This window comes from Kineococcus sp. AC630, assembly GCF_979255925.1.
This window is the reverse complement of sequence record NZ_CEEDMJ010000009.1, coordinates 85,682-106,397: the sequence shown is the minus strand read 5'-3', so window position 1 is coordinate 106,397 and position 20,716 is coordinate 85,682. Positions and strand designations below refer to the sequence as shown.

Here is a 20,716-nt window from a genome sequence, read left to right as displayed (position 1 = left end):
TGACTTCTTGAAGACCGTCGACCGGTCCGCGTCCTAGGATCGAGGCATGTCCTCGACGCAGAGCCCCAAGATCACCATCATCGGCGCTGGTGGTTTCGTCTTCCCCTTCCGCCTCATCGGCGACCTCGTGAGCTTCCCGGCCCTGCGCTCGGCGCAGTTGTGCCTGATGGACGTGAACCCCGACAAGCTGGCCCCCGTCGCCGACGCGGCGCGCAAACTCGTCGCGCACCACGGGTTCGACACCGAGGTCGTCGAGACGACCGACCGCCGGACCGCCCTCGACGGTGCCGACTTCGTCATCATCACCTTCCAGGTCGGGGGTGTGGAGTCGTACGAGCACGACGTGCTCATCCCGCGCAAGTACGGCATCGACCAGACCGTCGGTGACACCGTCGGGCCGGGCGGGGTGTTCCGCTTCCTGCGCTCGGTCCCCGCCTACGCAGCGATCGCCGCCGACGCGCGCGAGGTCTGCCCGGACGCGGTGTTCATCAACTACGCGAACCCGATGGCGATGGCCACCGCCTACCTCAACGCCCAGGGCCTGAAGACCGTCGGCCTCTGCCACAGCGTCCAGGGCACGACCCGCATGCTGGCCCGCACCCTCGGCATCCCCTACGACGAGGTGAACTTCCTCTCGGCCGGCATCAACCACCAGGCCTGGATCCTGAGGTTCCGCCACGGCACCGAGGACCTCTACCCGCGACTGCGCGAGGTGATGAACCAGAAGCACGTCGTCGGCCGGGCGGCCGCCGAACTCGCCGGCGACGACGGTGACCACAGCGAGGCCGCCGCGTCCGCCAGCACCTACGAGGGTGGCAACGAGCAGGTGCGCACGACCATCATGAACTCGTTCGGCTACTTCGAGACCGAGTCCAGCCACCACGCCTCGGAGTACCTGCCGTACTTCCGCAAGAACGCGGAGATGATCTGTGAGTACATCCCTGAGCGCTGGGACTACTACGAGATCTGCGTCAACCACGACGACCAGGGCGACATCGACACCCAGCTCGAGAAGCTCAAGGCCGACCTCGCCCCGAGCGTCGAGTACGGCGCGTCGATCGTGAACTCCGTCGTCACCGGTGTCCCCAGCGTCGTCTACGGCAACGTCCCCAACGCCACCGGTGTGATCTCGAACCTGCCCGCCGACGCGTGCGTCGAGGTGCCGTGTCTCGTCGACGAGAACGGGGTGCAGCCGACGGCCATCGGGGAACTGCCGCTGCAGCTGGCGGCACTGAACCGGACCAACGTCAACGTGCAGACCCTCGCCGTCCGCGCCGCGCTCACCGGCGACGTCGAGAACGTCCACCACGCGGTCGCGGTGGACCCGCTGACCGCGGCGCTGCTGACGCTGGAGCAGATCCGGGCCATGACCGACGAACTGCTCGCCGCGCACGCGGACCGGCTGCCGGAGGCCCTGCGCCCGTGAGCCGTCCACCGATGGGCTGGAACAGCTGGGACTGCTACGGCACGACCGTGACCGAGGAGGAGGTGCTCGCCAACGCCCGCTTCATGGCCGAGCACCTCCTGGAGTTCGGCTGGGACACCGTCGTCGTCGACATCGACTGGTCCGACCCGACGGCCCGCGCGCACGGGTACAACGACGGGGCCCCGCTCTGCCTCGACGAGCTCGGCCGGCTGGTGCCGGACCCGGGCCGCTTCCCGTCCGCCGCGGGCGGGGCGGGGTTCGCTCCGCTGGCCGAGCAGGTGCACGCCCTCGGTCTGAAGTTCGGGATCCACGTCATGCGCGGGATTCCGCGCTCGGCACCCGGGGTGGACGAAGTGGCCGACCGGACCAACGTGTGCGAGTGGAACCCCGACATGTTCGGCCTCGACCACACGAACCCGGGCGCGCAGGCCTACTACGACTCGGTCCTGACCCTCTACGCGCAGTGGGGCGTCGACTTCCTCAAGGTCGACGACATGCTCTGGCCCTACCAGGCCGTCGACATCGAGGCCTTCGCCGCCGCCATCCGGCGCTGCGGGCGGCCGATGGAACTCAGCCTGTCGCCCGGACGTGACCTCTCCTCGTCGCGGCTGGGGCACCTGCGCGAGCACGCCACGATGTGGCGGATCTGCGACGACCTGTGGGACCGGTGGGAGGACGTCGAGGCGAACTTCGCCCGGTTCGCGCGCTGGGCTCCGCACGCGGGGCCGCAGGGGTGGCCGGACGGCGACATGCTCCCGCTCGGTCGGGTGGGGATCCGCGCCGAACGCGGGGAACCCCGGCACGACCGCTTGACGCCGGCCGAACGCAGGACCCTCATGACGTTGTGGGTGGTGGCCCGGTCGCCGTTGATGATCGGCGGTGACCTGCCGACCTCGGACCCGGCGACGATCGCGTTGTTCACCAACCCCGACGTGCTCGCCGTCCTGTCCTCCACGGGGAACCGCGAGGTGTTCCGGGAGGGACCGCTGGTGCTCTGGACGTCGCAGGGGGAGGGCGTCGGCTACGTCGCCGCGTTCAACCTGGGCTCGGAGCCCCTCGAGGTCGCCCTCGACAGCCAGAACGTCGACCTGCCCGCGCGACTCGGCACCGTCGAGGAGTTGTGGACGGGGACACCCGTCCCGACGGTCCCCGTGACGGCGCAGGAGGACTCGACCCGCGGCGTCGCGCCCGGCAGCACCGCGATCCCCGTCGTGCTCGCACCGCACGCTGCGGTGCTGCTGCGCCACACCCCCTGACCCCCCACCCGGAGGGCGGAAACAACACTTTCCGCCCTCCGGGGAGGCGTTCGAGGGCGGAAAGTGTTGTTTCCGCGGGGGAGAGGCGTCAGGTGTAGAGCGAGAAGGCCGGGTGGGCGCCGGTGAGGAAGTGGTCGCCGACCTCGCGCGCCTTGTACTGCACGGGGTCGTGCAGGGTGTGGGTGCGGACGTTGCGCCAGAACCGGTCGAAGCCGAACCGGTTCGCCGACGCCCGGGCCCCGGTCACCTCGAAGATCGCCGAGGTCGCCTCCAGGGCCAGGTCGGAGGACACGACCTTGAGGGCCGCGATCTCCTCCGCGACCTCGCCGCGTTCGGCCCAGGTCAGGTCCCCACCGCGCTCGTGCGCCTGCGACAGCGACTCTCCGACGCTGCGGCCCAGGGCCTCCGCCGCCCGCAGCCGGGCCACGAGCCGCCCGTAGGTGGCGAGCACGTAGGGGTCCTCGACGGCCTTCTGCACGTCGGAGAGCAACCACGGTCGTGACGACGTGCGGGTGTACTCCGCGGCGGCCTCCAAGGCCCCCCGGGTGACCCCGAGGTAGAAGTGCCCGAACGCGGCCTGGATCGCGGGCGTGACCAGCGACCCGAACGCCCCGCTCGTCGACGCCGAGCCGAGGACCGCGTCGGGGTCGACGCGGACGTCGTCGAAGCGGACCGAACCCGACGCGGACAGCCGCTGACCGAGGTTGTCCCAGTCGCCGCCCTTGACGAAACCCTCGGCCTCGCGGGGGACGACGACCAGCAGGTCCTCCCCGGTGTCGGTCAGGCCACCCACGACCGTGACGTCACCGACGCTCGCACCGGTGGAGAAGTTCTTCGTGCCCCGCAACCGGTACCCGTCCCCGTCGCGGACGAGCTGCAGGTCCGGGTCGACGGGGTTCACCGAGTCGCCCCACAACCACTGGTCCTCGGCCGTGGGCACACCCCAGCGGCGCCGGCCCGCGTCGTCGGCGACCCAGACGAGGTTGTGCGCGTTGACGTAGTGGTAGGCGAGCAGTTGCGCGATCGACCCGTCGGCACGGGCGATCTCCCGGACCACCTCGAGCGCGACCGACCACGGCAGTCCGGCACCGCCGATCGTCGCGGGCAGCAGCACGTTCGGCAGACCCGCCTTGCGCAGCAGTTCGGCCTCGGCGAACGGTTCGGCGTTCGCCCGGTCACGCTCGAGCGCGTCGAGGGCGAGGTGGTTCGCGACGTCGCGGGCGGCGTCGAGGACCTGGTTCCTGGTGGTCATGGTTCTCCTCACACCCACCCGTTCGCGGGTGGGAAGACGTCGAGCAGGGCGAAGAGGTTCGAAGACACCGACACCACGGCGGTGTCGGGGGCGGTCACCGCGGCACCCGGGAGACCTTGTACGACGCCGCGGGGTGGTCGTCGCGCACGTGGACCTGGCCCTTGCCGTAGATCGTCTCGCGCAGCGTCTCCCCCTCGTAGTCGCTGGGGTAGACGCCACGGCGTTGCAGCTCGGGGACGATGAACTCGACGATGTCCTCGAACGTGCCCGGGGTGACGGCGTAGGCGCAGTTGAACCCGTCGACGTCACCGACCTCGATCCAGCGCTGCAGTTCGTCCGCGACGGTGGTGGGGGAGCCGACGATCACGGCACCCATCCCGCCGATCCCCACCCAGTTCGCGATGTCGCGGGGTGTCCACTTCCGGTCCGGGTCGGCGGTGGAGAACGCCTCGACGGCGCTGCGGACGGCTTGCGTCTCGGCGTACTCCAGCGGCTCGTCCGGCGGGTAGCTCGAGAGGTCCAGCCCGCTCCAGCCGCCGTAGAGGTTCAGGGCGCCGTCGTAGCTGACGTACTGCGCGTAGTCCTCGTACTTCGCCCGCGCCTCCTCGTCGGTGGCCGCGGTGATGATCGTGACGAGCGTGAACACCTTGACGCTGTGCGGGTCGCGACCGGCCTGCGCGGCCGAGGCCCGGAGCCGGTCGACCCAGGGGCGCATGACCTCGGGACGCGTGGCGGTGTTGAAGATCGCCTCCCCGTGCCGGGCCGCGAACGCGATCCCCCGCGGGGAGGCACCGGCCTGGAAGATGACCGGCGTGCGCTGCGGGGACGGCGCGGTGAGCCCGATGCCGGGGACGTCGAAGAACCGGCCGTGGTGCTCGATCGGGTGGACCTTCGCCGGATCCGTGAACACCCCCGCCTCCGCGTCGCGGACGACGGCGTCGTCCTCCCAGGAGCCCTCCCACAACTTGTAGACGACCTCCATGAACTCCTCGCCGAGCTCGTAGCGGTCGTCGTGGGTGATCTGGGTGGAGAGGCCGAGGTTCTTCGCGGCGGACTCGAGGTAGCTGGTCACGACGTTCCAGCCGACGCGGCCGTTGGTGTAGTGGTCCAGCGTCGCCATCTTCCGGGCGAAGGAGTACGGCTGTTCGTAGGTCAGCGAGACGGTGACCCCGAACCCGAGGTACTCGGTGACCGCACCCATCGCCGACACCGCGAGCAGCGGGTCGCCCACGGGGACCTGCGTCGACTCGCGCAGCGCCGTCTCGGGACCCTGCTGGTAGACGTCGTAGATCCCGAGGACGTCGGCGATGAAGAGCGAGTCGAACCTCCCTCGCTCCAGCAGCTTCGCGAGGTCGGTCCAGTAGCGGATGTCGTCGAAGCGGTGCGACTCGTCGGCCGGGTGCCTCCACAACCCGGGGGACTGGTGACCGACGCAGGTCATGTCGAAGGCGTTCAGGTGGATCCTGCGGTCGGTCACGGACGTCTCCTCGAACTCGGTCACTTGACGGCTCCGGCCGACAGTCCGCCGACCAGCCACTTCTGGGCCACCACCGCGAGCACGTACATCGGGAGGATCCCGACGAGCGACGCCGCGGCCTGCTGGCCGAACTGCACCGTGCGGTCACCCTGGAACAGCGACAACCCGACCGGCAGGGTCTGGCTGGAGGTGCTCTGCGAGAACGACACGGCGAAGAGGAACTCGTTGTAGGACAGGAACAGGCAGATCAGCAGGGCGGCGACGAGACCGGGCGCCAGCAACGGCAGCACCAGGTGCCACAGACCCCTCGTCGTGGAGAGGCCGTCGACCCAGCCGGCCTCCTCGATCTCCAGCGGGATGCGCCGCACGAAACCGTCGAGCAACCACACGGCGACGGGGACGTTGGCCAGACCGTTGACCAGGACCAGCCCGATCGCCGAGTTCGTCAGGTCCGTCTGCTTGAGCAGGTAGTACAGCGGCAGGATCGCCACGATCGGCGGGGCGCAGTAGCTGGCCAGCAGCACCGTCTGCAGACGTTCTCCGCGGATCCCGGCCCGGGCGGTCACGTAGGCGGCGGGCACCGCGACGATCGAGGTGAGCAGCGTCGCCCCGATCGCGACGACCCACGAGTTCGCGAGCATCGTCGAGAGCGGGACCGTCGCGAAGGCCTTGCTGAAGTTCGACCACACGAAGTTCGTCGGCAGCCAGCCGCCGTTGGCGATGTCGTCCACGCTGCGCAGCGACAGCGAGACCATGAACAGCATGGGCAGCAGCGCCACGAACGCGACGGCCGCGAGGATCACGCGCAGACCGCTGCGGCGCAGCACGGCGCCGGTCACTGGTCGGCCTTCACGGCGCGCGAGCGCACCAGCGTCACCACGGTGGTGAGGACCCCGACGACCAGGCCGAAGACCAGCGTCTCGGCGGCGGCCGTCCCGATCTCGTAGCTGCCGCGCATGCCCGTCCGGAAGATCTCGAAGCTGCTGACGATGGTGGAGACCCCGGGCCCGCCCTGGGTCACCACGGTCACCAGGTCGAAGACCTTCAACCCGATGACGAGTTCCAGCAGCAGGACCGAGAGGACGTTGGGGGCGACGACCGGCCAGACCACCGAGGTGAACGTGCGGAACGCACCGGCGCCGTCGAGGGAGGCTGCCTCGCGGAGTTCCTCGGGGACCCCCAGCAGGGCCGCGAAGACCAGCAGGGTCACCAGGGGCGTCCACTGCCAGACGTGCATGACGATCAACGCGGCGAAGGCCCCCACGCTGTCGCCCAACGGGTTCGCGCCGGGGAAGCCGATCGCCGAGAACAACCCGCCGAACGCGCCCCCGACCGGGGCGAGCATGAGCTTCCAGGCCACCCCGACCATGACGGGCGGCGTGACCAGGGGCAGCAGGAGGATCGTCCCGACGGCGCCGAACCGGGTTCCCCGCGCGTGCAGCAACAGGGCGAGGAGGATCCCGAGGCCCGTCGCGACCAGGGCGGCCACGACGGCGAAGACCACGGAACGGACCAGCGAGCCCGCGAAGGCCAGCGACTCCCAGGCGTCGACGAAGTTGTCGAGACCCGTGAAGTGCTGCAGGGGTTTGCCCAGCGACGACTTCGTGAAGGCCAACGCCACGACGAACACCGTCGGGTAGACGAGCACGAGCGCCAGCCCCGCGAGGCTGGGCGCGGCCAGCCACGTCGAGACGTGCCCCGGCCGGTGCCGGCCGGGGACCGCGCGCCGGGTCGCAGGATCGCGGCGACCCCGCCGCGGCCCGGGCACGGTCCGCTGCCCGTCGAGGAGCTGGCTCATCCGAGTTCCTTCTCCCAGCTCTCGGCGGCCTTGTCGAGCGCGGCCTGCGGTTCCGTGGACCCCTGGATGGCGAGCGCCAGCTGGTCGACGAGGTCCTGCAACGCCTTCGGCGCACCGGCCTGGCTCGGCCAGGCCAGCGGGTCACCGTCGAGACCCTCGCGGATGACGTCGGTCGCGATGCCCGCGGCCGTGGCGTAGTCGGTGGAGTCCAGGACGGTCTTGCGCGCCGGGTCGATCCCGGAACCCGCGGTGGAGGCGAGCAGCAGGTTGTTCTCCTGGTTCGTCGCCCACTTCACGAAGGCGGCGGACTTGTCGATCTGCTGGGAGGCGCTCGAGACGCCCAGGCCGAACCCGGCGTCCAGCGCGGTGCGCGCCGTCGTGTTCTTCCCGCCCACGGGGAGCGTGACCACGCCCCACTTGTCGACGATCTTCGAGCCGGTCGGGTCCTGCGCCTTCAGCCCGAGGTCGGTCCAGGTGTCGAGCATCGCGCCCTGACCGGAGAGGAAGGCGGAGTTGGCCTGGTCGAAGCCGGTCTGCAGCGGCGTCGGCAGGGCCGCGGGGGAGACGTCGATGAGGTGCTGCAGCGCGGCCAGCCCCTCCGCCCCGTGGAACGCGGCCTTGCTGTCGGAGCCGACGAGCGTGCCGCCGTAGCCAGCGAGGCGGTTGATGAAGGAGCAACCCAGGATCATCGGGACCTGCTGACCCTCGACGATCGCGCCGTAGACGCTGCCGCCGGAGTCCTGGGTGATCTTCGCGGCGACCGCGTCGTAGTCGTCCCAGGTCTTCGGGGGTTCGACGCCGTACTTCTCGAAGACCTCGGTGTTGTAGTAGAGGACGTGGGTATCGCCGTCGAAGGGCAGGCCGTAGCGCTTGCCGTCGATCAGGGTGTACGGGTCGTAGATCGAGGGCAGGAAGTCGTCGGTCGCGATGTCGGTGTTCGCGCCGATCCAGTCCGTGAGGTCGACCAGGGCGCCGGCGTCGACGAGCTGGCCGAGGCCGAAGTAGAAGTAGTCGAAGACGTCGAACTCCCCGTCGCCGCCCTGCACGTCCAGGATCTGCTTGCTCGTGAGCTGGTCGTAGGGGATCGCCGTGACCTCGAGCTTCCCGCCGAACTCCGCCGCGAACTTCTTGCCGAGCAGGTCCGTGAAGGCCAGCACGTGCGGCTGGTTCACCATCAGCTTGATCGTCGCCCCCTTGAGGTCGACGGCCTTCCCGGCGCTCAGGCCCGAGGAGGTGCTCTCGTCACCGCAGGCGGCCAGCGTGCCGGTGCCGGCGAGCGCGCCGAGGCCGAGGGCTCCGGAGAGGACCCGCCGGCGGGACGCGAGGAGTCGGGAGGTGCTGGCGGGCAGGAGGGTGCGACGGGGCGCGGACATGGGTGTGCTCCGGGGGGTAGGCGGACGGTGACCGTCCGTCGGGGTGCGCGAGGGCGCGGGGGAGGAGGTCGAGCGAGGTGCTGCGGGGATGCGGCGGCGGTGCTCAGACCGCGCGCGGCGTCCCCCGGCGCATCGGGGCGCCCTGGCGACACGCCGTGGAGGCGGTGCGCGAGAAGTCGACGTGGAAGCGCCGGGTCAGGGTCGAGCGGGTACGGCTGATCACGCTGTTTCCTCCATCGCCCCTGGCGGGAGCACCTGCCGCTGCGCGGTGGTTGCTGTGGCGTCGTCGAGCCAGGTCTCTCGGCCACTCTGGATGGTGTTGATCGGAGACTAGCGGACCGCCGGCCCCCTTGGCGACGGTTGCCGCGGACGGCCCGGACCCGTTGTGGCGAGCTGTGCGACACTGACAGTGGTCGAGCGTTCCCTACACCGGGCGCCCGGCCCGCTGTCGAGACCGTCGCCCTGCGCGCGGGCTCCGGGGAGCGCCGCGGTCCAGTGGAAGGACCTCGCAGGCGCCCCGGGCCACACGCCGGACGTCGACCGCCGGCGGCACGGACGGAGCACGCGAAGAGCGCGAACCCGTCGGTGCACACAGAGGACTTCCGTCGGGTGCGGGACGACCCACCCGGCGATTCCGACCAGGACGCTCGCGCGGCCGTGGGTTCACCGGTGGAGCGGGCGCTGCGGGCGAGCGGAGCACCCGTGAGCACCACACCCGAAGAGAACGACGCAGCAGCAGCCGAGGGCGCGGCGACGACGCGGCCCCGCAGGCGCCGTGCCGCGAGTCGACCCGCCGGTCCGCCGGCCCACGTCGACGTGTCCGGCGACACCAGCGCCGCGGCCGGCCCCGTCACCCCCGCCGTGGTGGAACCGACGCCCGAGCCTGTCGTGGCGGCGGAGCCGGAGCCCGTCGTGGCGCCGGCGCCCGAGCCTGTCGTGGAGACCGAGGCGCCCCCGCGTCGTCGTGCGCGTCGGGCGACCCGCAAGGTCGCGACCCCGGCCGAGGTGGCCGCTGAACCCGTCGTGGAACCCGTGGCGGAGGTGACCCCCCAGGTCGAGGTCACCCCGGAACCCACCCCCGAGCCCGCCGTCGAACCGGCCGCCGTGGAGACCGATGCGGAGGCCCCCACCGAGGCCCCGGCCGCGGCTCCCGCGCGTCGTCGCCGCAGCCGCAAGACGGCCGCCGCGCCCGTGGCGCCGGCCGTCCCCGTCGAGGAGGAGCCCGTCGAGGCCGCTGCGCTCGCGCAGGACGTCCCGGTGGAGGAGGCCCCCGTCGAAGCCCCCGTCACCCCGGTGGCGGAGGACCCCGACCTCATGGACGACCCGGTCCTGCTGCGAGCCGCCGGGTTCGCCCAGGGACGACGTGCCCCCAGCGAGGGTGAGCGTGCCGCCGACGCGGCCGCCCGCGCCACCGCCCTCTTCTTCCAGGCCCCCGTCGACGAGGAGCCCGTGCGTCGCAGTCGACGCGCCTCCGCACCCGCCGGCCCGCCCCCCGTCAGCGACCAGGACGCCTTCGCCTTCGACGGCGAGGAGGATGGCGAGGCCGACGTCGAGGTGGACGACGTCCTCGACCGGACCGGTGACGAGAACGACCAGGTCGATGACCAGGGTGACGCGGGCGACGACGACCACGACGACGACGAGGACGGCGGAGCGCCGCGTCGGCGTCGCCGCCGAGGTGGCCGCGGTCGCCGCAGCCGCACCCCCGTCGACGGTGACGTCGAGGACGAGTCGGGCGAGACCGGCGCGGACGACGAGGACGTTCCCGAGACCGACTCCGAGGACCAAAGCGAGGACCCCGAGGACGAGACCGAGCAGGACGACGACGGCGAGGAGTCGAACGGCTCCTCGCGTCGCCGTCGCCGCCGTCGCCGTCGCAGCGGTTCCGCGGAGTCCGAGGACGTCTCGCCCGACGACCCGCCGAACACCGTCACCCGGGTCCGGGAGCCGCGTCGCCCCCGCGCCGCGGTCACGACCGGTGGCACCGGCGAGGACGAGATCACCGCGCTCAAGGGCTCGACGCGTCTCGAGGCCAAGAAGGTGCGCCGCCGCGAGGGCCGTGAGCAGGGCCGCAAGCGCACGATCCTCACCGAGGCCGAGTTCCTGGCCCGCCGCGAGTCCGTCGAACGCGTGATGGTCGTGCGTCAGCAGGACGACAAGACCCAGATCGGCGTCCTCGAGGACGGGATCCTCGTCGAGCACTACGGTGCGAAGTCAGCGCAGACCACGATGGTCGGCAACGTGTACCTGGGCCGCGTGCAGAACGTGCTGCCCAGCATGGAGGCCGCGTTCATCGACGTCGGCAAGGGCCGCAACGCCGTGCTGTACGCCGGTGAGGTCAACTGGGACGCCGCCGGGCTCGAGGGGCAGCCTCGCCGGATCGAGGCGGCGCTGAAGTCCGGCGACTCCGTCCTGGTCCAGGTCACCAAGGACCCGGTCGGGCACAAGGGTGCGCGACTCACCAGCCAGGTCTCGCTGCCCGGTCGCTACCTCGTCTACGTCCCCCGCGGGTCGATGACGGGCATCTCCCGCAAGCTGCCCGACACCGAGCGCGCGCGGTTGAAGAAGGTCCTCAAGCAGGTCGTCCCGGAGGGAGCCGGCGTCATCGTGCGCACGGCCGCCGAGGGTGTGGCCGAGGAGGAGCTGGCCGCGGACGTGCAGCGGTTGCAGGCCACCTGGGAGGCCATCGAGGCCAAGGCGTCCAGCAAGAACTCGCCGATCCTGCTGCACGGTGAGCCGGACCTCACCGTCCGTGTCGTGCGCGACGTCTTCAACGAGGACTTCACCCAACTCGTCGTGTCCGGTGACGAGGCGTGGGAGACGGTGCGCGACTACGTCGACGACGTGGCCCCCGACCTCGCTGACCGGCTCGTGCGCTGGGAGGGGAGCGAGGACGTCTTCGCCCACCACCGCATCGACGAGCAGCTGCAGAAGGCGCTGGGCCGCAAGGTCTGGCTGCCCTCGGGCGGTTCCCTGGTCATCGACCCGACGGAGGCCATGCACGTGGTCGACGTCAACACCGGGAAGTTCACCGGTGTGGGCGGGACCCTCGAGGAGACCGTCACCCGCAACAACCTCGAGGCCGCGGAGGAGATCGTCCGTCAGCTCCGGCTGCGCGACATCGGCGGGATCATCGTCATCGACTTCATCGACATGGTCCTCGAGTCCAACCGCGACCTCGTGCTGCGCCGCCTCATCGAGTGCCTGGGCCGGGACCGGACCAAGCACCAGGTGGCCGAGGTGACCTCGCTCGGGCTGGTCCAGATGACGCGCAAGCGCACCGGACAGGGCCTCGCGGCGGTCCTCGAGGAGCTCGACGCCGCCGCCGACGCGAACCCCGCCCCGCAGCCGACGCCCACGGGTTCCTCGAGCTCCTCCAACGGCTCCTCCGGCGCCTCCTCGAACGGTGGGGGCAACGGCGGTTCCGGTGGCAACGGGGGCAGCGCGAAGTCCCGCTCGCGCCGTGGTCGGGGCCGGGACAAGGGGGCCGAGGGGGAGACGGAGAACGGCCGTCCCGCCGGCGACGCCCCCTCGACCGAGGGGCCCTCCGCGAACGGCTCCTCCCCGCACGGGGAGTCCGAGCAGGACGCCCCCCGGGAGCCCGCCAAGGACTCCGCGGTCCTCGCCGCGATCGCGGCCGTGGCCGCGGCCGCCCGCCACAAGGAGCGAGAGGAGCGCGAGGGGTCCGCCTCGGGCGCCTCGTCCGCGGGCGACTGAACGATTCGGCCTGCCGTTCGCGGCCAGCCGTTTTGACCCATGGGACGGCGTTCCGTACGCTTGACCCTTGGTGCGCCATCGTGCGCGAGCCACAGACCGGTCCATCGGTCTGCTGGCCTTCCAGTTGTGACGAGAGAAACGGGTTCGTTGTGGTGTACGCCATCGTCCGCGCCGGCGGCCGGCAGGAGAAGGTCTCGGTCGGCGACGTGCTGACCATCGACCGTGTCCCCGTGGCCAACGGGGAGACGCTGCAACTGCAGCCCCTTCTCCTCGTCGACGGTGAGACCGTGACTCACGAGGCTTCGGCTCTCGCGGGTGTCAAGGTCGTCGCCGAGGTGGTCGAGGAGGCCAAGGGCCCCAAGATCACCATCCTGAAGTACAAGAACAAGACCGGGTACCGCAAGCGTCAGGGCCACCGCCAGCCGCTGACCCGCGTCAAGATCACCAGCATCGGGGAGTGAGCTGACTCATGGCACACAAGAAGGGCGCGAGCTCCTCGCGCAACGGTCGTGACTCCAACGCCCAGCGCCTCGGCGTCAAGCGCTTCGGCGGTCAGGTCGTCCTCGCGGGCGAGATCATCGTCCGCCAGCGCGGCACCCACTTCCACCCCGGTGCGGGTGTGGGCCGTGGCGGCGACGACACGCTGTTCGCTCTGATCCCCGGCGCCGTCGAGTTCGGCACGCGTCGTGGCCGCAAGGTCATCAACATCGTCGAAGCCGGCGTGTGACGTACCACCAGTCGTGAACGCGGAGGGGCGGACCGGAGCGATCCGGTCCGCCCCTCCGTGCGTCAGCCCCCGCAATCGTGGAGCCGGCGCCCAGCGCCGGAGATCGAGCTGGGACTACCTGCAAGATCACCATCGCTGGGCTACGAAAGGCTCCTCACCATGTCCACCCACTTCGTCGACCGCGTCGTCGTGCACGCGTCCGGTGGTGACGGCGGCAACGGGTGCGCCTCGGTCCACCGCGAGAAGTTCAAGCCGCTCGGCGGTCCCGACGGCGGCAACGGCGGCAAGGGCGGGGACGTGATCCTCGAGGTCGACCCGCAGGTGACGACCCTCCTCGAGCTCCAGCGCCGGCCGCACCGCAGCGCGCCCGACGGCCGCTTCGGGATGGGCAGCCACCGCAACGGTGCCGAGGGCGACGACCTCGTCATCGGCGTCCCCGAGGGCACCATCGTGCGTTCGGCCAAGGGCGAGATCCTCGCCGACATGGTCGGCTACGGGACCCGTTTCGTGGCCGCTCCCGGTGGACGCGGTGGTCTGGGCAACGCGGCGCTGGCCTCCGCCAAGCGCAAGGCGCCCGGTTTCGCCCTCCTCGGTGAGCCCGGTGAGGTCCTCGACCTGCACCTGGAGGTCAAGACCCTCGCCGACGTCGCGCTCGTCGGGTTCCCCAGCGCCGGCAAGTCCAGCCTGGTGGCGGCGTTGTCCGCGGCCCGGCCCAAGATCGCCGACTACCCCTTCACCACGCTCGTGCCGAACCTCGGTGTCGTCGAGGCCGGCTCCACCCGCTACACCATCGCCGACGTCCCCGGGTTGATCCCGGGTGCCAGCGAGGGCCGCGGGCTGGGCCTGGACTTCCTGCGCCACGTCGAGCGCTGCGTCGCCCTCGTGCACGTCCTCGACGGCGCGAACCTCGAGAGCGACCGCGACCCGGTCAGCGACCTCGAGGCGATCGAGAAGGAACTGGCCGCTTACCCCGTCGACGACGGCACGGTCCCGTTGCAGGACCGTCCGCGGATCATCGTGATCAACAAGGCCGACGTGCCCGACGCGCGGGACATGGCCGAGATCGTCCGCGCCGACCTCGAGCAGCGCGGCGCGCCCGTGTTCGTCGTCTCCGCGGTCGCGCACACCGGGCTCCGCGAGCTGTCCTTCGCGATGGCCGAACTCGTCGCCGCATCGCGAGCCGCTGCGCCCGAAGCGGTCCCGACCCGGATCGTGCTCAACCCGCCCGCGATCAACGACCAGGGCTTCAAGGTCACGCGCGAGGAGTACGGCGACGTCGAGGACCGTCAGGTCCGCTTCCGCGTCCGGGGCGAGAAGCCCCGTCGCTGGGTCCGCCAGACCGACTTCACCAACGACGAGGCCGTCGGCTACCTGGCCGACCGCCTCGCCCGCCTGGGCGTCGAGGACGAGCTGTTCAAGGCCGGGGCGACCCCGGGTGCCGAGGTGGTCATCGGCGACGACGCGAACGCCGTCGTCTTCGACTGGGAGCCCACCATGATCGCCGGGGCCGAGGTCCTGGGCCAGCGCGGTAGCGACCTGCGCCTGGAGGACCACTCCCGTCCCACCCGCGACGAGAAGCGCGTCCAGGAACGCGAGCGTCGTGCCGCCAAGGCCGAGGCCCGCGGGGAGCTCGAGACCGAACGCCAGGCCGGTCACTGGACCAACGAGGACACCACCAGCGAGGAGTTCTCACAGCAGTGAGCACCCCGTCCCCGGTCGCCCGGCGCGAGGACCTCGCGCAGGCCCGGCGCGTCGTCGTCAAGGTCGGCTCGTCGTCGCTGACGACGGCGGCCGGGGGACTGGACGCGTCGCGGTTGGACGCGCTCGTGGACGTGCTCGCGCGACGCCGGGTGGAGGGCGGGGACGTCGTCCTCGTCTCCTCCGGCGCCATCGCGGCCGGGTTGGCGCCGCTGGGCCTGCGCAAGCGGCCGCGTGACCTGGCGAGCCAGCAGGCTGCGGCCAGCGTCGGGCAGGGCCTGCTGCTGGCCGAGTACACCCGGGCCTTCGCCCGGGCCGGCCTCACCGTCGGGCAGGTGCTGCTGACGGCCGAGGACGTCGTGCGACGCACCCACTACGGCAACGCCCAGCGCACGCTGGAACGGCTGCTCAGCCTCGGGGTCGTGCCCGTGGTCAACGAGAACGACACCGTCGCGACCCACGAGATCCGCTTCGGCGACAACGACCGGCTCGCGGCGCTCGTCGCCCACCTCGTCCGCGCCGACGCGCTCGTGCTGCTCTCCGACGTCGACGCCCTCTACGACGCCCCGCCCTCCACGCCGGGCGCGCGCCGGATCGCCACGGTCCGCGGCCCCGAGGACCTCTCGGGGGTGACCGTCGGCTCCACCGGGGCCGCGGGCGTCGGGACGGGCGGGATGACCACGAAGGTCGAGGCCGCTGCGATCGCCGTCGCCGCGGGGGTACCGACGTTGGTGACCTCCGCGACGCTCGCGCACGACGCGCTGAGCGGGGTGGACGTCGGTACCTGGTTCGCGCTGCCCACCGCTCGCCGGGCCCGCCGCAGCACGCGTCAGCTCTGGCTCGCGCACGCCGCCGCACCCGCCGGCCGGCTCGTGCTCGACGACGGGGCCGTGCGCGCGGTGCGCGCCAACCGCTCCTCGCTGCTGCCCGCGGGGGTCGTCGGGGTGTCGGGACGCTTCCGCGCGGGGGATCCGGTGGACCTGGTCGACGGAAACGGCCACGCGCTGGCCCGTGGACTGGTGAACTACTCCTCGGAAGAACTGCCGGACATGCTCGGCCGGTCGACGCGCGAGCTCGCCCGGCAGTGGGGTCCGGCCTACGAGCGCGAGGTGGTCCACCGGGACCACCTGGTGCTCCTGGGGCGCTGACCGCGCCCTCGACCCAGACAGCTTCGATCCGGGGAGCCAGGAGTGGCGCAGACGCCGTTGCCGTTGTGGTCGGTGACCTTGACGGTCGCCGGGGTCGAGACCGACCTGGAGACCCTGCGCAGCGCGCTCGACCGCCTGCTGAGCGAGCACCCGTTCCTCTCCAGCGTGCGCTACAGCAGCACGAGGGTGGAACTGCGCTACTGGGACGAGGCCCGTGACGTCGACGACGCCGCCGCGATGGCCCTGCGGCTGTGGCCCGAGCACCGCGCGAGCACCGGACTGCCGTGCTGGTCGGTGGTCGGCGTCGAGGTCGTCGACCGCGCGACCGTGGAGCACCGGGTCGACCAGCAGGCGGAACGCCGGCGCCACGGGGTCGGCGGCGGGGGAGTGCCCGCCCGCCGCGTGCGGACCCTCGACCTGATCGGCGACATCGCCCCCTGGTGAGGTCCCTGTCCCCTCCGGCGAAGGATCGTTGAACGATCTGCGGGGCACGCGTAGGCTGCGCCCATGACGCTCGCGCCCGAGAAGGCTGCCGGAACCACCGTCGAGGACGCCGTGTTGGCGGTCTGCCGGCGCGCCAAGGTGGCGTCACGACCGCTGCGCGTGGCCACCCGGGCGACCAAGGACGCTGCGCTGCACGCGATCGCGGACGCCATCGACGCCGCCACCGAGCGCATCGTGGCGGCCAACGCCGAGGACCTCGCCCGCGGCGAGGCCGACGGCACCTCCCAGCACCTGCTCGACCGCCTCCGCCTGGACCCGGTCCGGGTCGCCGCCGTCGCCGCCGCGGTCCGCGAGGTCGCGGCGCTGCCCGACCCCGTCGGCGAGGTCGTCCGCGGCTCCACCCTCCCCAACGGCATCCGGCTCCGGCAGCTGCGCGTCCCCATGGGGGTGCTCGGGGTGGTCTACGAGGCCCGGCCCAACGTGACGGTCGACGTCGCGGTGCTGGCGCTCAAGAGCGGCAACGCCGTCGTCCTGCGCGGTGGCTCGGCCGCGCAGTCCAGCAACACCGTCCTCGTCGAGGTCGTCCGCGCAGCCCTGGAGAGCGCCGGGCTGCCCGCCGACGCGGTCACGAGCATCGACGACTTCGGTCGTGACGGGGTCGGGGTCCTGCTGACCGCGCGCGGGCTGGTCGACCTCCTCGTCCCGCGTGGCGGCGCCGACCTCATCCAGCGCGTCGTGCGCGAGGCGACCGTCCCCGTCATCGAGACCGGCGTCGGCAACTGCCACGTCTACGTCGACGCCTCCGCCGACCTCGCCCAGGCCGTCGAGATCGTCCTCAACGCCAAGACCTCGCGACCCAGCGTCTGCAACGCGGCCGAGACCGTCCTCGTCCACTCGGCGCTCGCCGCCGACTTCCTGCCGACGCTGCTCGCCGCGCTGCACGGGGCGGGTGTGCTCCTGCACGCCGACGCGACCTCGCTGCAGGCCGCGCAGGCGCAGGGGATCCCGGCCGAGCCCGTCACCGACGCGGACTGGGCGGCGGAGTTCCACGGGATGGAGATCGCCGTCGGTGTCGTCGACTCGGTGCAGGACGCCGTCGAGCACATCTCGCGGTGGACCTCCGCGCACACCGAGGCCGTGCTCGCGACCGACGTCCGGGTCACCGACTACTTCTGCGCCGCAGTCGATTCCGCGGTCGTCGCGGTGAACGCCTCGACGAGGTTCACCGACGGCGGGGAGTTCGGGCTGGGAGCCGAGGTCGGGATCTCCACCCAGAAGCTGCACGCCCGCGGCCCGATGGGGCTGGCCGAGCTGACCACCACGACCTGGCAGGTGCTCGGCGACGGTCACGTCCGCGTCTGACCCCGGTCCGGAGGGTCCTCGAGGGAGTCGCTCGCCACCAGGTACGTCGGCCGGTTCTGCAGCTGCACGTAGAGCCGCCCGACGTACTCGCCGAGCACCCCGAGGCAGAGCAGCTGCAGCGTGCCGACCCCGGCGACGACGGCCAGCGTCGACGTCCACCCCGGCACGGTCGATCCGAGCGCGAACGACACCAGCGCGTAGAGCAGCAGCAGGAACGTCAGCAGCGCCCCGCCCAGGCCGAAGAACGACGCCAGGCGCAGCGGTGCCGTCGAGGACCCGGTGATGGCGTCCAGGGAGAGTCGCAGCATCCGCCCCAGCGGGTACTTGGTGCGCCCGGCTCCGCGGGCCTCGCGGACGTAGCCGACGGTGGTGGAGGCGAAGCCGAGGTCGGGGACGACGAGGCGCAGCACCCGGTGCGCCTCGGGCAGGCCCAGGACGGTGTCCACGACGACCCGGCTCGTGAAGCGGAAGTCGCCCGCCTGCGCGGGGGCCCGGCCGCCGAGTGCGGAGACCAGGCGGTAGAAGGCGGCCGCCGTCAGCCGCTTGAGGGCGGAGTCGACGGAGCGGTCCTCGCGCACGGCGTAGACGACGTCGTTCCCGGCGGCGGCGGCGAGCATCCGGGGGAGGACCTCCGGTGGGTCCTGCAGGTCGGCGTCCATGGTGAGCACCCCGCCGCGCCCGCGGGCCCGGGCCAGCCCCGCCGAGAGGGCCGCCTGGTGTCCGGCGTTGGCGCGCAGGCGGACCACCCGCAGCTGCGGCCAGTCCCGGCGCAACCGGGCGAGGACGACGGGCGTCGGGTCCGAGCTGCCGTCGTCGACGACGAGCACCTCGTAGCCGCCGAGACCCTGTTCGAGCAGGCCGTCGAGCACGGGACGCAGCCGCTGCGCGAACGCGGGCAGCACCTCGGCCTCGTCGAAGGCCGGCACCACCACGGACAGGGCGACCTCGGGGGGGCTCTCGGCGGTCGACACGCGGTGATCCTCCCGCACACCCGCCCCGCGGTGCTCCGCGCGCCGTGACAGACTGACCACCGGCTCCACCGCACGACCCGCACGCACGACCCAGCACGCACCAGCCCGCAAGCCAGGAGGACGACCATGCTGCACGCGCTCGTCGCGCAGGCCAACCAGGCGACCGAAGAGGTCCACGGGAAGCTGCCCATGCCGCCCATCGCCTTCATGATCGTGGCGCTGTGCCTCCTCGCGATGATGCTCATCGTGACGCTGGCGTTCAAGAGCGTCGGGACCCGCCACTGAGCTCGTCGGTGGGGCGCCGGCCCCGGGTCGGGGTCATGGGTGGCACCTTCGACCCGATCCACCACGGGCACCTGGTGGCCGCCAGCGAGGTGGCCGCCCGCTTCGACCTGGACGAGGTCGTGTTCGTGCCCACGGGCAAGCCCTGGCAGAAGTCGCGCGTCGACATCGCCCCGGCCGAGCACCGCTACCTCATGACGGTGATCGCGACGGCGTCGAACCCGCGGTTCACGGTGTCGCGCATCGACATCGACCGCGGCGGGTTCACGTACACCATCGACACCCTGCGTGAGCTGCGCGAGATCCGTCCTGAGGCCGACCTCTTCTTCATCACGGGCGCCGATGCCCTCGCGCAGATCCTGCAGTGGAAGGACGTCGCGGAGCTCTGGTCGCTGGCCCACTTCGTCGGCGTCAGCCGGCCGGGCCACCCCCTCAGCGACGACGGTCTGCCGCTGGACGGGGTCAGTCTGATGGAGGTCCCGGCGCTGTCGATCTCCTCCACGGACTGCCGCGAGCGCGTCGCCGGCGGCCTCCCGGTCTGGTACCTCGTGCCCGACGGTGTCGTCCAGCACATCTCCAAGCACGGCCTGTACGCGGCCCCGGCGGAGGGCGCGGCGGTCGGCGCCCGGCAGGAGGCTCTCGCCGTGGGAGAATCAGCGGACTGACCGCTTCCCGGGCCTCGTGCCCGGCCGACACCTGCTCATGCAGGCGAGGAGTTCCGTGCCCGCAACCGATCGAGCCCTCGAGCTGGTGACCAGCGCCGCGGCCGCGGCGACGGACAAGCTCGCGACCGACGTCATCGCGCTCGACGTGTCCGACCAGCTCTTCATCACCGACGCCTTCCTGGTGGCCTCGGCTCCCAACGAACGCCAGGTGCGCGCCATCGCCGAGGCCATCGAGGAGAAGCTCCTCCCGATGGGCTCCAAGCCGGTGCGCCGCGAAGGCGAACGCGAAGGCCGCTGGGTCCTCCTGGACTTCGTCGACCTCGTCGTGCACGTCCAGCACACCGAGGAGCGCGAGTACTACGCGCTCGAGCGGCTGTGGAAGGACTGCCCGGTCATCGAACTGGCGGCCACCGCGTCCACGGCGGCGTCCACGCCGTCCGACAGTCAGGCGTGACGGCTTCCACCGTCGTCCTCTGGCGTCACGGGCGCACCCCGTTCAACGCCGAGAACCGCTTCCAGGGCCAGCTCGACGTCCCCCTCGACGACGTCGGGCGGGCCCAGGCCGCCGCAGCGGCGGCCCACCTCTCGACCCTGCCGATCGACGTGGTCGTCTCCAGCGACCTCGTCCGTGCGCTCGACACCGCCTCGGCCCTCACGTCCCGCACCGGGCACACCCTCACCCGTGACCCCGCCCTGCGCGAGGTCGACGCGGGGGAGTGGCAGGGCCTGGTCGGCGCCGAGATCGCGCGGAAGTGGCCGCAGGAGCACGCGGCCTGGCGTCGCGGTGACGACGTCGCGATGGGTGGGGGCGAGACCCGCACCCGGCTCGGTGAGCGCGTCGCCGTCGCCGTCGAGGCGCACGCCGCCGCGGTCCCCGACGGGGGGACCCTGCTCGTCGCCTCGCACGGCGCCGCGTTGAAGGCGGGCGTGCTGCGCCTCCTCGACCTGCCGGTGACCGCGGGCAGCGCCTTCGCGGGCTTCCGCAACGCCCACTGGGCGGTGCTGCGCCGTCGTTCCCGGGGGTGGGTCCTGGAGGAGTACAACGCCGGCCCGCCCGGCGCTGCGGTGGGCGCCGAGGGCTGACGCGCGACCCGGGGTGGTTCGGACCACCCCGGCCGGT

Annotated in this window: 19 protein-coding genes and 1 riboswitch; of the genes, 13 read left to right on the top strand and 6 right to left on the bottom strand. The window is 72.0% G+C overall.

Features of this window, described 5'->3' with window-relative positions:
- Positions 1-46 precede the first annotated feature (46 nt).
- Positions 47-1,426, top strand: coding sequence for an alpha-galactosidase (gene melA / locus AC0I8G_RS11440; protein WP_471730017.1), 1,380 nt, complete (start codon positions 47-49; stop codon positions 1,424-1,426).
- Positions 1,427-1,437: 11 nt separating this feature from the next.
- Positions 1,438-2,682 carry a glycoside hydrolase family 27 protein gene (locus AC0I8G_RS11435; protein ID WP_471730085.1) on the top strand — a complete coding sequence of 415 codons (1,245 nt, stop codon included), beginning with the start codon at positions 1,438-1,440 and terminating at the stop codon, positions 2,680-2,682.
- A gap of 88 nt (positions 2,683-2,770) precedes the next feature.
- Here AC0I8G_RS11435 and AC0I8G_RS11430 read toward each other — a convergent pair whose 3' ends face one another.
- The 5 genes from AC0I8G_RS11430 to AC0I8G_RS11410 form a co-directional block, all read right to left on the bottom strand.
- On the bottom strand, positions 2,771-3,934 hold the full coding sequence (locus AC0I8G_RS11430) for an acyl-CoA dehydrogenase family protein (protein WP_471730016.1): 1,164 nt from the start codon (positions 3,932-3,934) through the stop codon (positions 2,771-2,773).
- A gap of 94 nt (positions 3,935-4,028) precedes the next feature.
- Positions 4,029-5,411 (bottom strand): LLM class flavin-dependent oxidoreductase, encoded by a 1,383-nt coding sequence (locus tag AC0I8G_RS11425; RefSeq protein ID WP_471730015.1) that lies wholly within the window; start codon positions 5,409-5,411, stop codon positions 4,029-4,031.
- Between the two features lie 20 nt (positions 5,412-5,431).
- On the bottom strand, positions 5,432-6,250 hold the full coding sequence (locus AC0I8G_RS11420) for a carbohydrate ABC transporter permease (protein WP_471730014.1): 819 nt from the start codon (positions 6,248-6,250) through the stop codon (positions 5,432-5,434).
- On the bottom strand, positions 6,247-7,209 hold the full coding sequence (locus AC0I8G_RS11415; protein ID WP_471730013.1) for a carbohydrate ABC transporter permease: 963 nt from the start codon (positions 7,207-7,209) through the stop codon (positions 6,247-6,249). The genes AC0I8G_RS11420 and AC0I8G_RS11415 overlap by 4 nt, the downstream gene beginning before the upstream one ends.
- On the bottom strand, positions 7,206-8,582 hold the full coding sequence (locus tag AC0I8G_RS11410) for an ABC transporter substrate-binding protein (protein ID WP_471730012.1): 1,377 nt from the start codon (positions 8,580-8,582) through the stop codon (positions 7,206-7,208). The genes AC0I8G_RS11415 and AC0I8G_RS11410 overlap by 4 nt, the downstream gene beginning before the upstream one ends.
- 230 nt (positions 8,583-8,812) lie before the next feature.
- Positions 8,813-8,902: riboswitch (SAM riboswitch) on the bottom strand.
- A 382-nt stretch (positions 8,903-9,284) separates the two neighbouring features.
- Here AC0I8G_RS11410 and AC0I8G_RS11405 point away from each other — a divergent pair.
- The 7 genes from AC0I8G_RS11405 to AC0I8G_RS11375 all read left to right on the top strand — a co-directional run bounded on the left by AC0I8G_RS11405 (position 9,285) and on the right by AC0I8G_RS11375 (position 17,678).
- Positions 9,285-12,299, top strand: coding sequence for an Rne/Rng family ribonuclease (locus AC0I8G_RS11405; protein WP_471730011.1), 3,015 nt, complete (start codon positions 9,285-9,287; stop codon positions 12,297-12,299).
- Positions 12,300-12,448: 149 nt separating this feature from the next.
- Positions 12,449-12,760: a 50S ribosomal protein L21 gene (gene rplU, locus AC0I8G_RS11400; RefSeq protein ID WP_380157337.1), complete on the top strand. Its 312-nt coding sequence runs from the start codon at positions 12,449-12,451 to the stop codon at positions 12,758-12,760.
- An 8-nt stretch (positions 12,761-12,768) separates the two neighbouring features.
- Positions 12,769-13,026 carry a 50S ribosomal protein L27 gene (gene rpmA, locus AC0I8G_RS11395; protein WP_380260290.1) on the top strand — a complete coding sequence of 86 codons (258 nt, stop codon included), beginning with the start codon at positions 12,769-12,771 and terminating at the stop codon, positions 13,024-13,026.
- A 159-nt stretch (positions 13,027-13,185) separates the two neighbouring features.
- Positions 13,186-14,727 (top strand): GTPase ObgE, encoded by a 1,542-nt coding sequence (gene obgE, locus AC0I8G_RS11390; protein WP_328295403.1) that lies wholly within the window; start codon positions 13,186-13,188, stop codon positions 14,725-14,727.
- Entirely contained in the window at positions 14,724-15,872 is a 1,149-nt protein-coding gene (proB, locus tag AC0I8G_RS11385) for a glutamate 5-kinase (RefSeq protein ID WP_471730010.1), read from the top strand. Before obgE ends, proB begins: the two co-directional genes overlap by 4 nt.
- A 42-nt stretch (positions 15,873-15,914) precedes the next feature.
- Positions 15,915-16,316: a hypothetical protein gene (locus AC0I8G_RS11380; protein ID WP_471730009.1), complete on the top strand. Its 402-nt coding sequence runs from the start codon at positions 15,915-15,917 to the stop codon at positions 16,314-16,316.
- Positions 16,317-16,379: 63 nt separating this feature from the next.
- A complete protein-coding gene (locus AC0I8G_RS11375) occupies positions 16,380-17,678 on the top strand; it encodes a glutamate-5-semialdehyde dehydrogenase (RefSeq protein WP_471730008.1) in 1,299 nt (432 codons plus the stop codon).
- Here AC0I8G_RS11375 and AC0I8G_RS11370 read toward each other — a convergent pair.
- Positions 17,663-18,649 (bottom strand): glycosyltransferase family 2 protein, encoded by a 987-nt coding sequence (locus AC0I8G_RS11370; RefSeq protein ID WP_471730007.1) that lies wholly within the window; start codon positions 18,647-18,649, stop codon positions 17,663-17,665. The genes AC0I8G_RS11375 and AC0I8G_RS11370 overlap by 16 nt on opposite strands.
- Before the next feature lie 126 nt (positions 18,650-18,775).
- On the opposite strand from AC0I8G_RS11370, the gene AC0I8G_RS11365 reads away from it, so the two are divergent.
- The 4 genes from AC0I8G_RS11365 to AC0I8G_RS11350 are packed head-to-tail and all read left to right on the top strand — an operon-like array spanning position 18,776 to position 20,679.
- Positions 18,776-18,934: a hypothetical protein gene (locus AC0I8G_RS11365; RefSeq protein WP_328295408.1), complete on the top strand. Its 159-nt coding sequence runs from the start codon at positions 18,776-18,778 to the stop codon at positions 18,932-18,934.
- Positions 18,931-19,596 (top strand): nicotinate-nucleotide adenylyltransferase, encoded by a 666-nt coding sequence (nadD, locus tag AC0I8G_RS11360; protein ID WP_471730084.1) that lies wholly within the window; start codon positions 18,931-18,933, stop codon positions 19,594-19,596. Before AC0I8G_RS11365 ends, nadD begins: the two co-directional genes overlap by 4 nt.
- 55 nt (positions 19,597-19,651) lie before the next feature.
- Positions 19,652-20,050 (top strand): ribosome silencing factor, encoded by a 399-nt coding sequence (gene rsfS, locus AC0I8G_RS11355; RefSeq protein WP_471730006.1) that lies wholly within the window; start codon positions 19,652-19,654, stop codon positions 20,048-20,050.
- A complete protein-coding gene (locus AC0I8G_RS11350; RefSeq protein WP_471730005.1) occupies positions 20,047-20,679 on the top strand; it encodes a histidine phosphatase family protein in 633 nt (210 codons plus the stop codon). Before rsfS ends, AC0I8G_RS11350 begins: the two co-directional genes overlap by 4 nt.
- The last annotated feature ends 37 nt before the right edge of the window (positions 20,680-20,716 follow it).

Bases quoted from the DNA above. Each gene is read 5' to 3' on its own strand.
- melA (WP_471730017.1), top strand. From the start codon at position 47: ATGTCCTCGACGCAGAGCCCCAAGATCACCATCATCGGCGCTGGTGGT.
- AC0I8G_RS11435 (WP_471730085.1), top strand. From the start codon at position 1,438: ATGGGCTGGAACAGCTGGGACTGCTACGGCACGACCGTGACCGAGGAG.
- AC0I8G_RS11430 (WP_471730016.1), bottom strand. From the start codon at position 3,934: ATGACCACCAGGAACCAGGTCCTCGACGCCGCCCGCGACGTCGCGAAC.
- AC0I8G_RS11415 (WP_471730013.1), bottom strand. From the start codon at position 7,209: ATGAGCCAGCTCCTCGACGGGCAGCGGACCGTGCCCGGGCCGCGGCGG.
- AC0I8G_RS11410 (WP_471730012.1), bottom strand. From the start codon at position 8,582: ATGTCCGCGCCCCGTCGCACCCTCCTGCCCGCCAGCACCTCCCGACTC.
- rpmA (WP_380260290.1), top strand. From the start codon at position 12,769: ATGGCACACAAGAAGGGCGCGAGCTCCTCGCGCAACGGTCGTGACTCC.
- obgE (WP_328295403.1), top strand. From the start codon at position 13,186: ATGTCCACCCACTTCGTCGACCGCGTCGTCGTGCACGCGTCCGGTGGT.
- AC0I8G_RS11375 (WP_471730008.1), top strand. From the start codon at position 16,380: ATGACGCTCGCGCCCGAGAAGGCTGCCGGAACCACCGTCGAGGACGCC.
- AC0I8G_RS11365 (WP_328295408.1), top strand. From the start codon at position 18,776: ATGCTGCACGCGCTCGTCGCGCAGGCCAACCAGGCGACCGAAGAGGTC.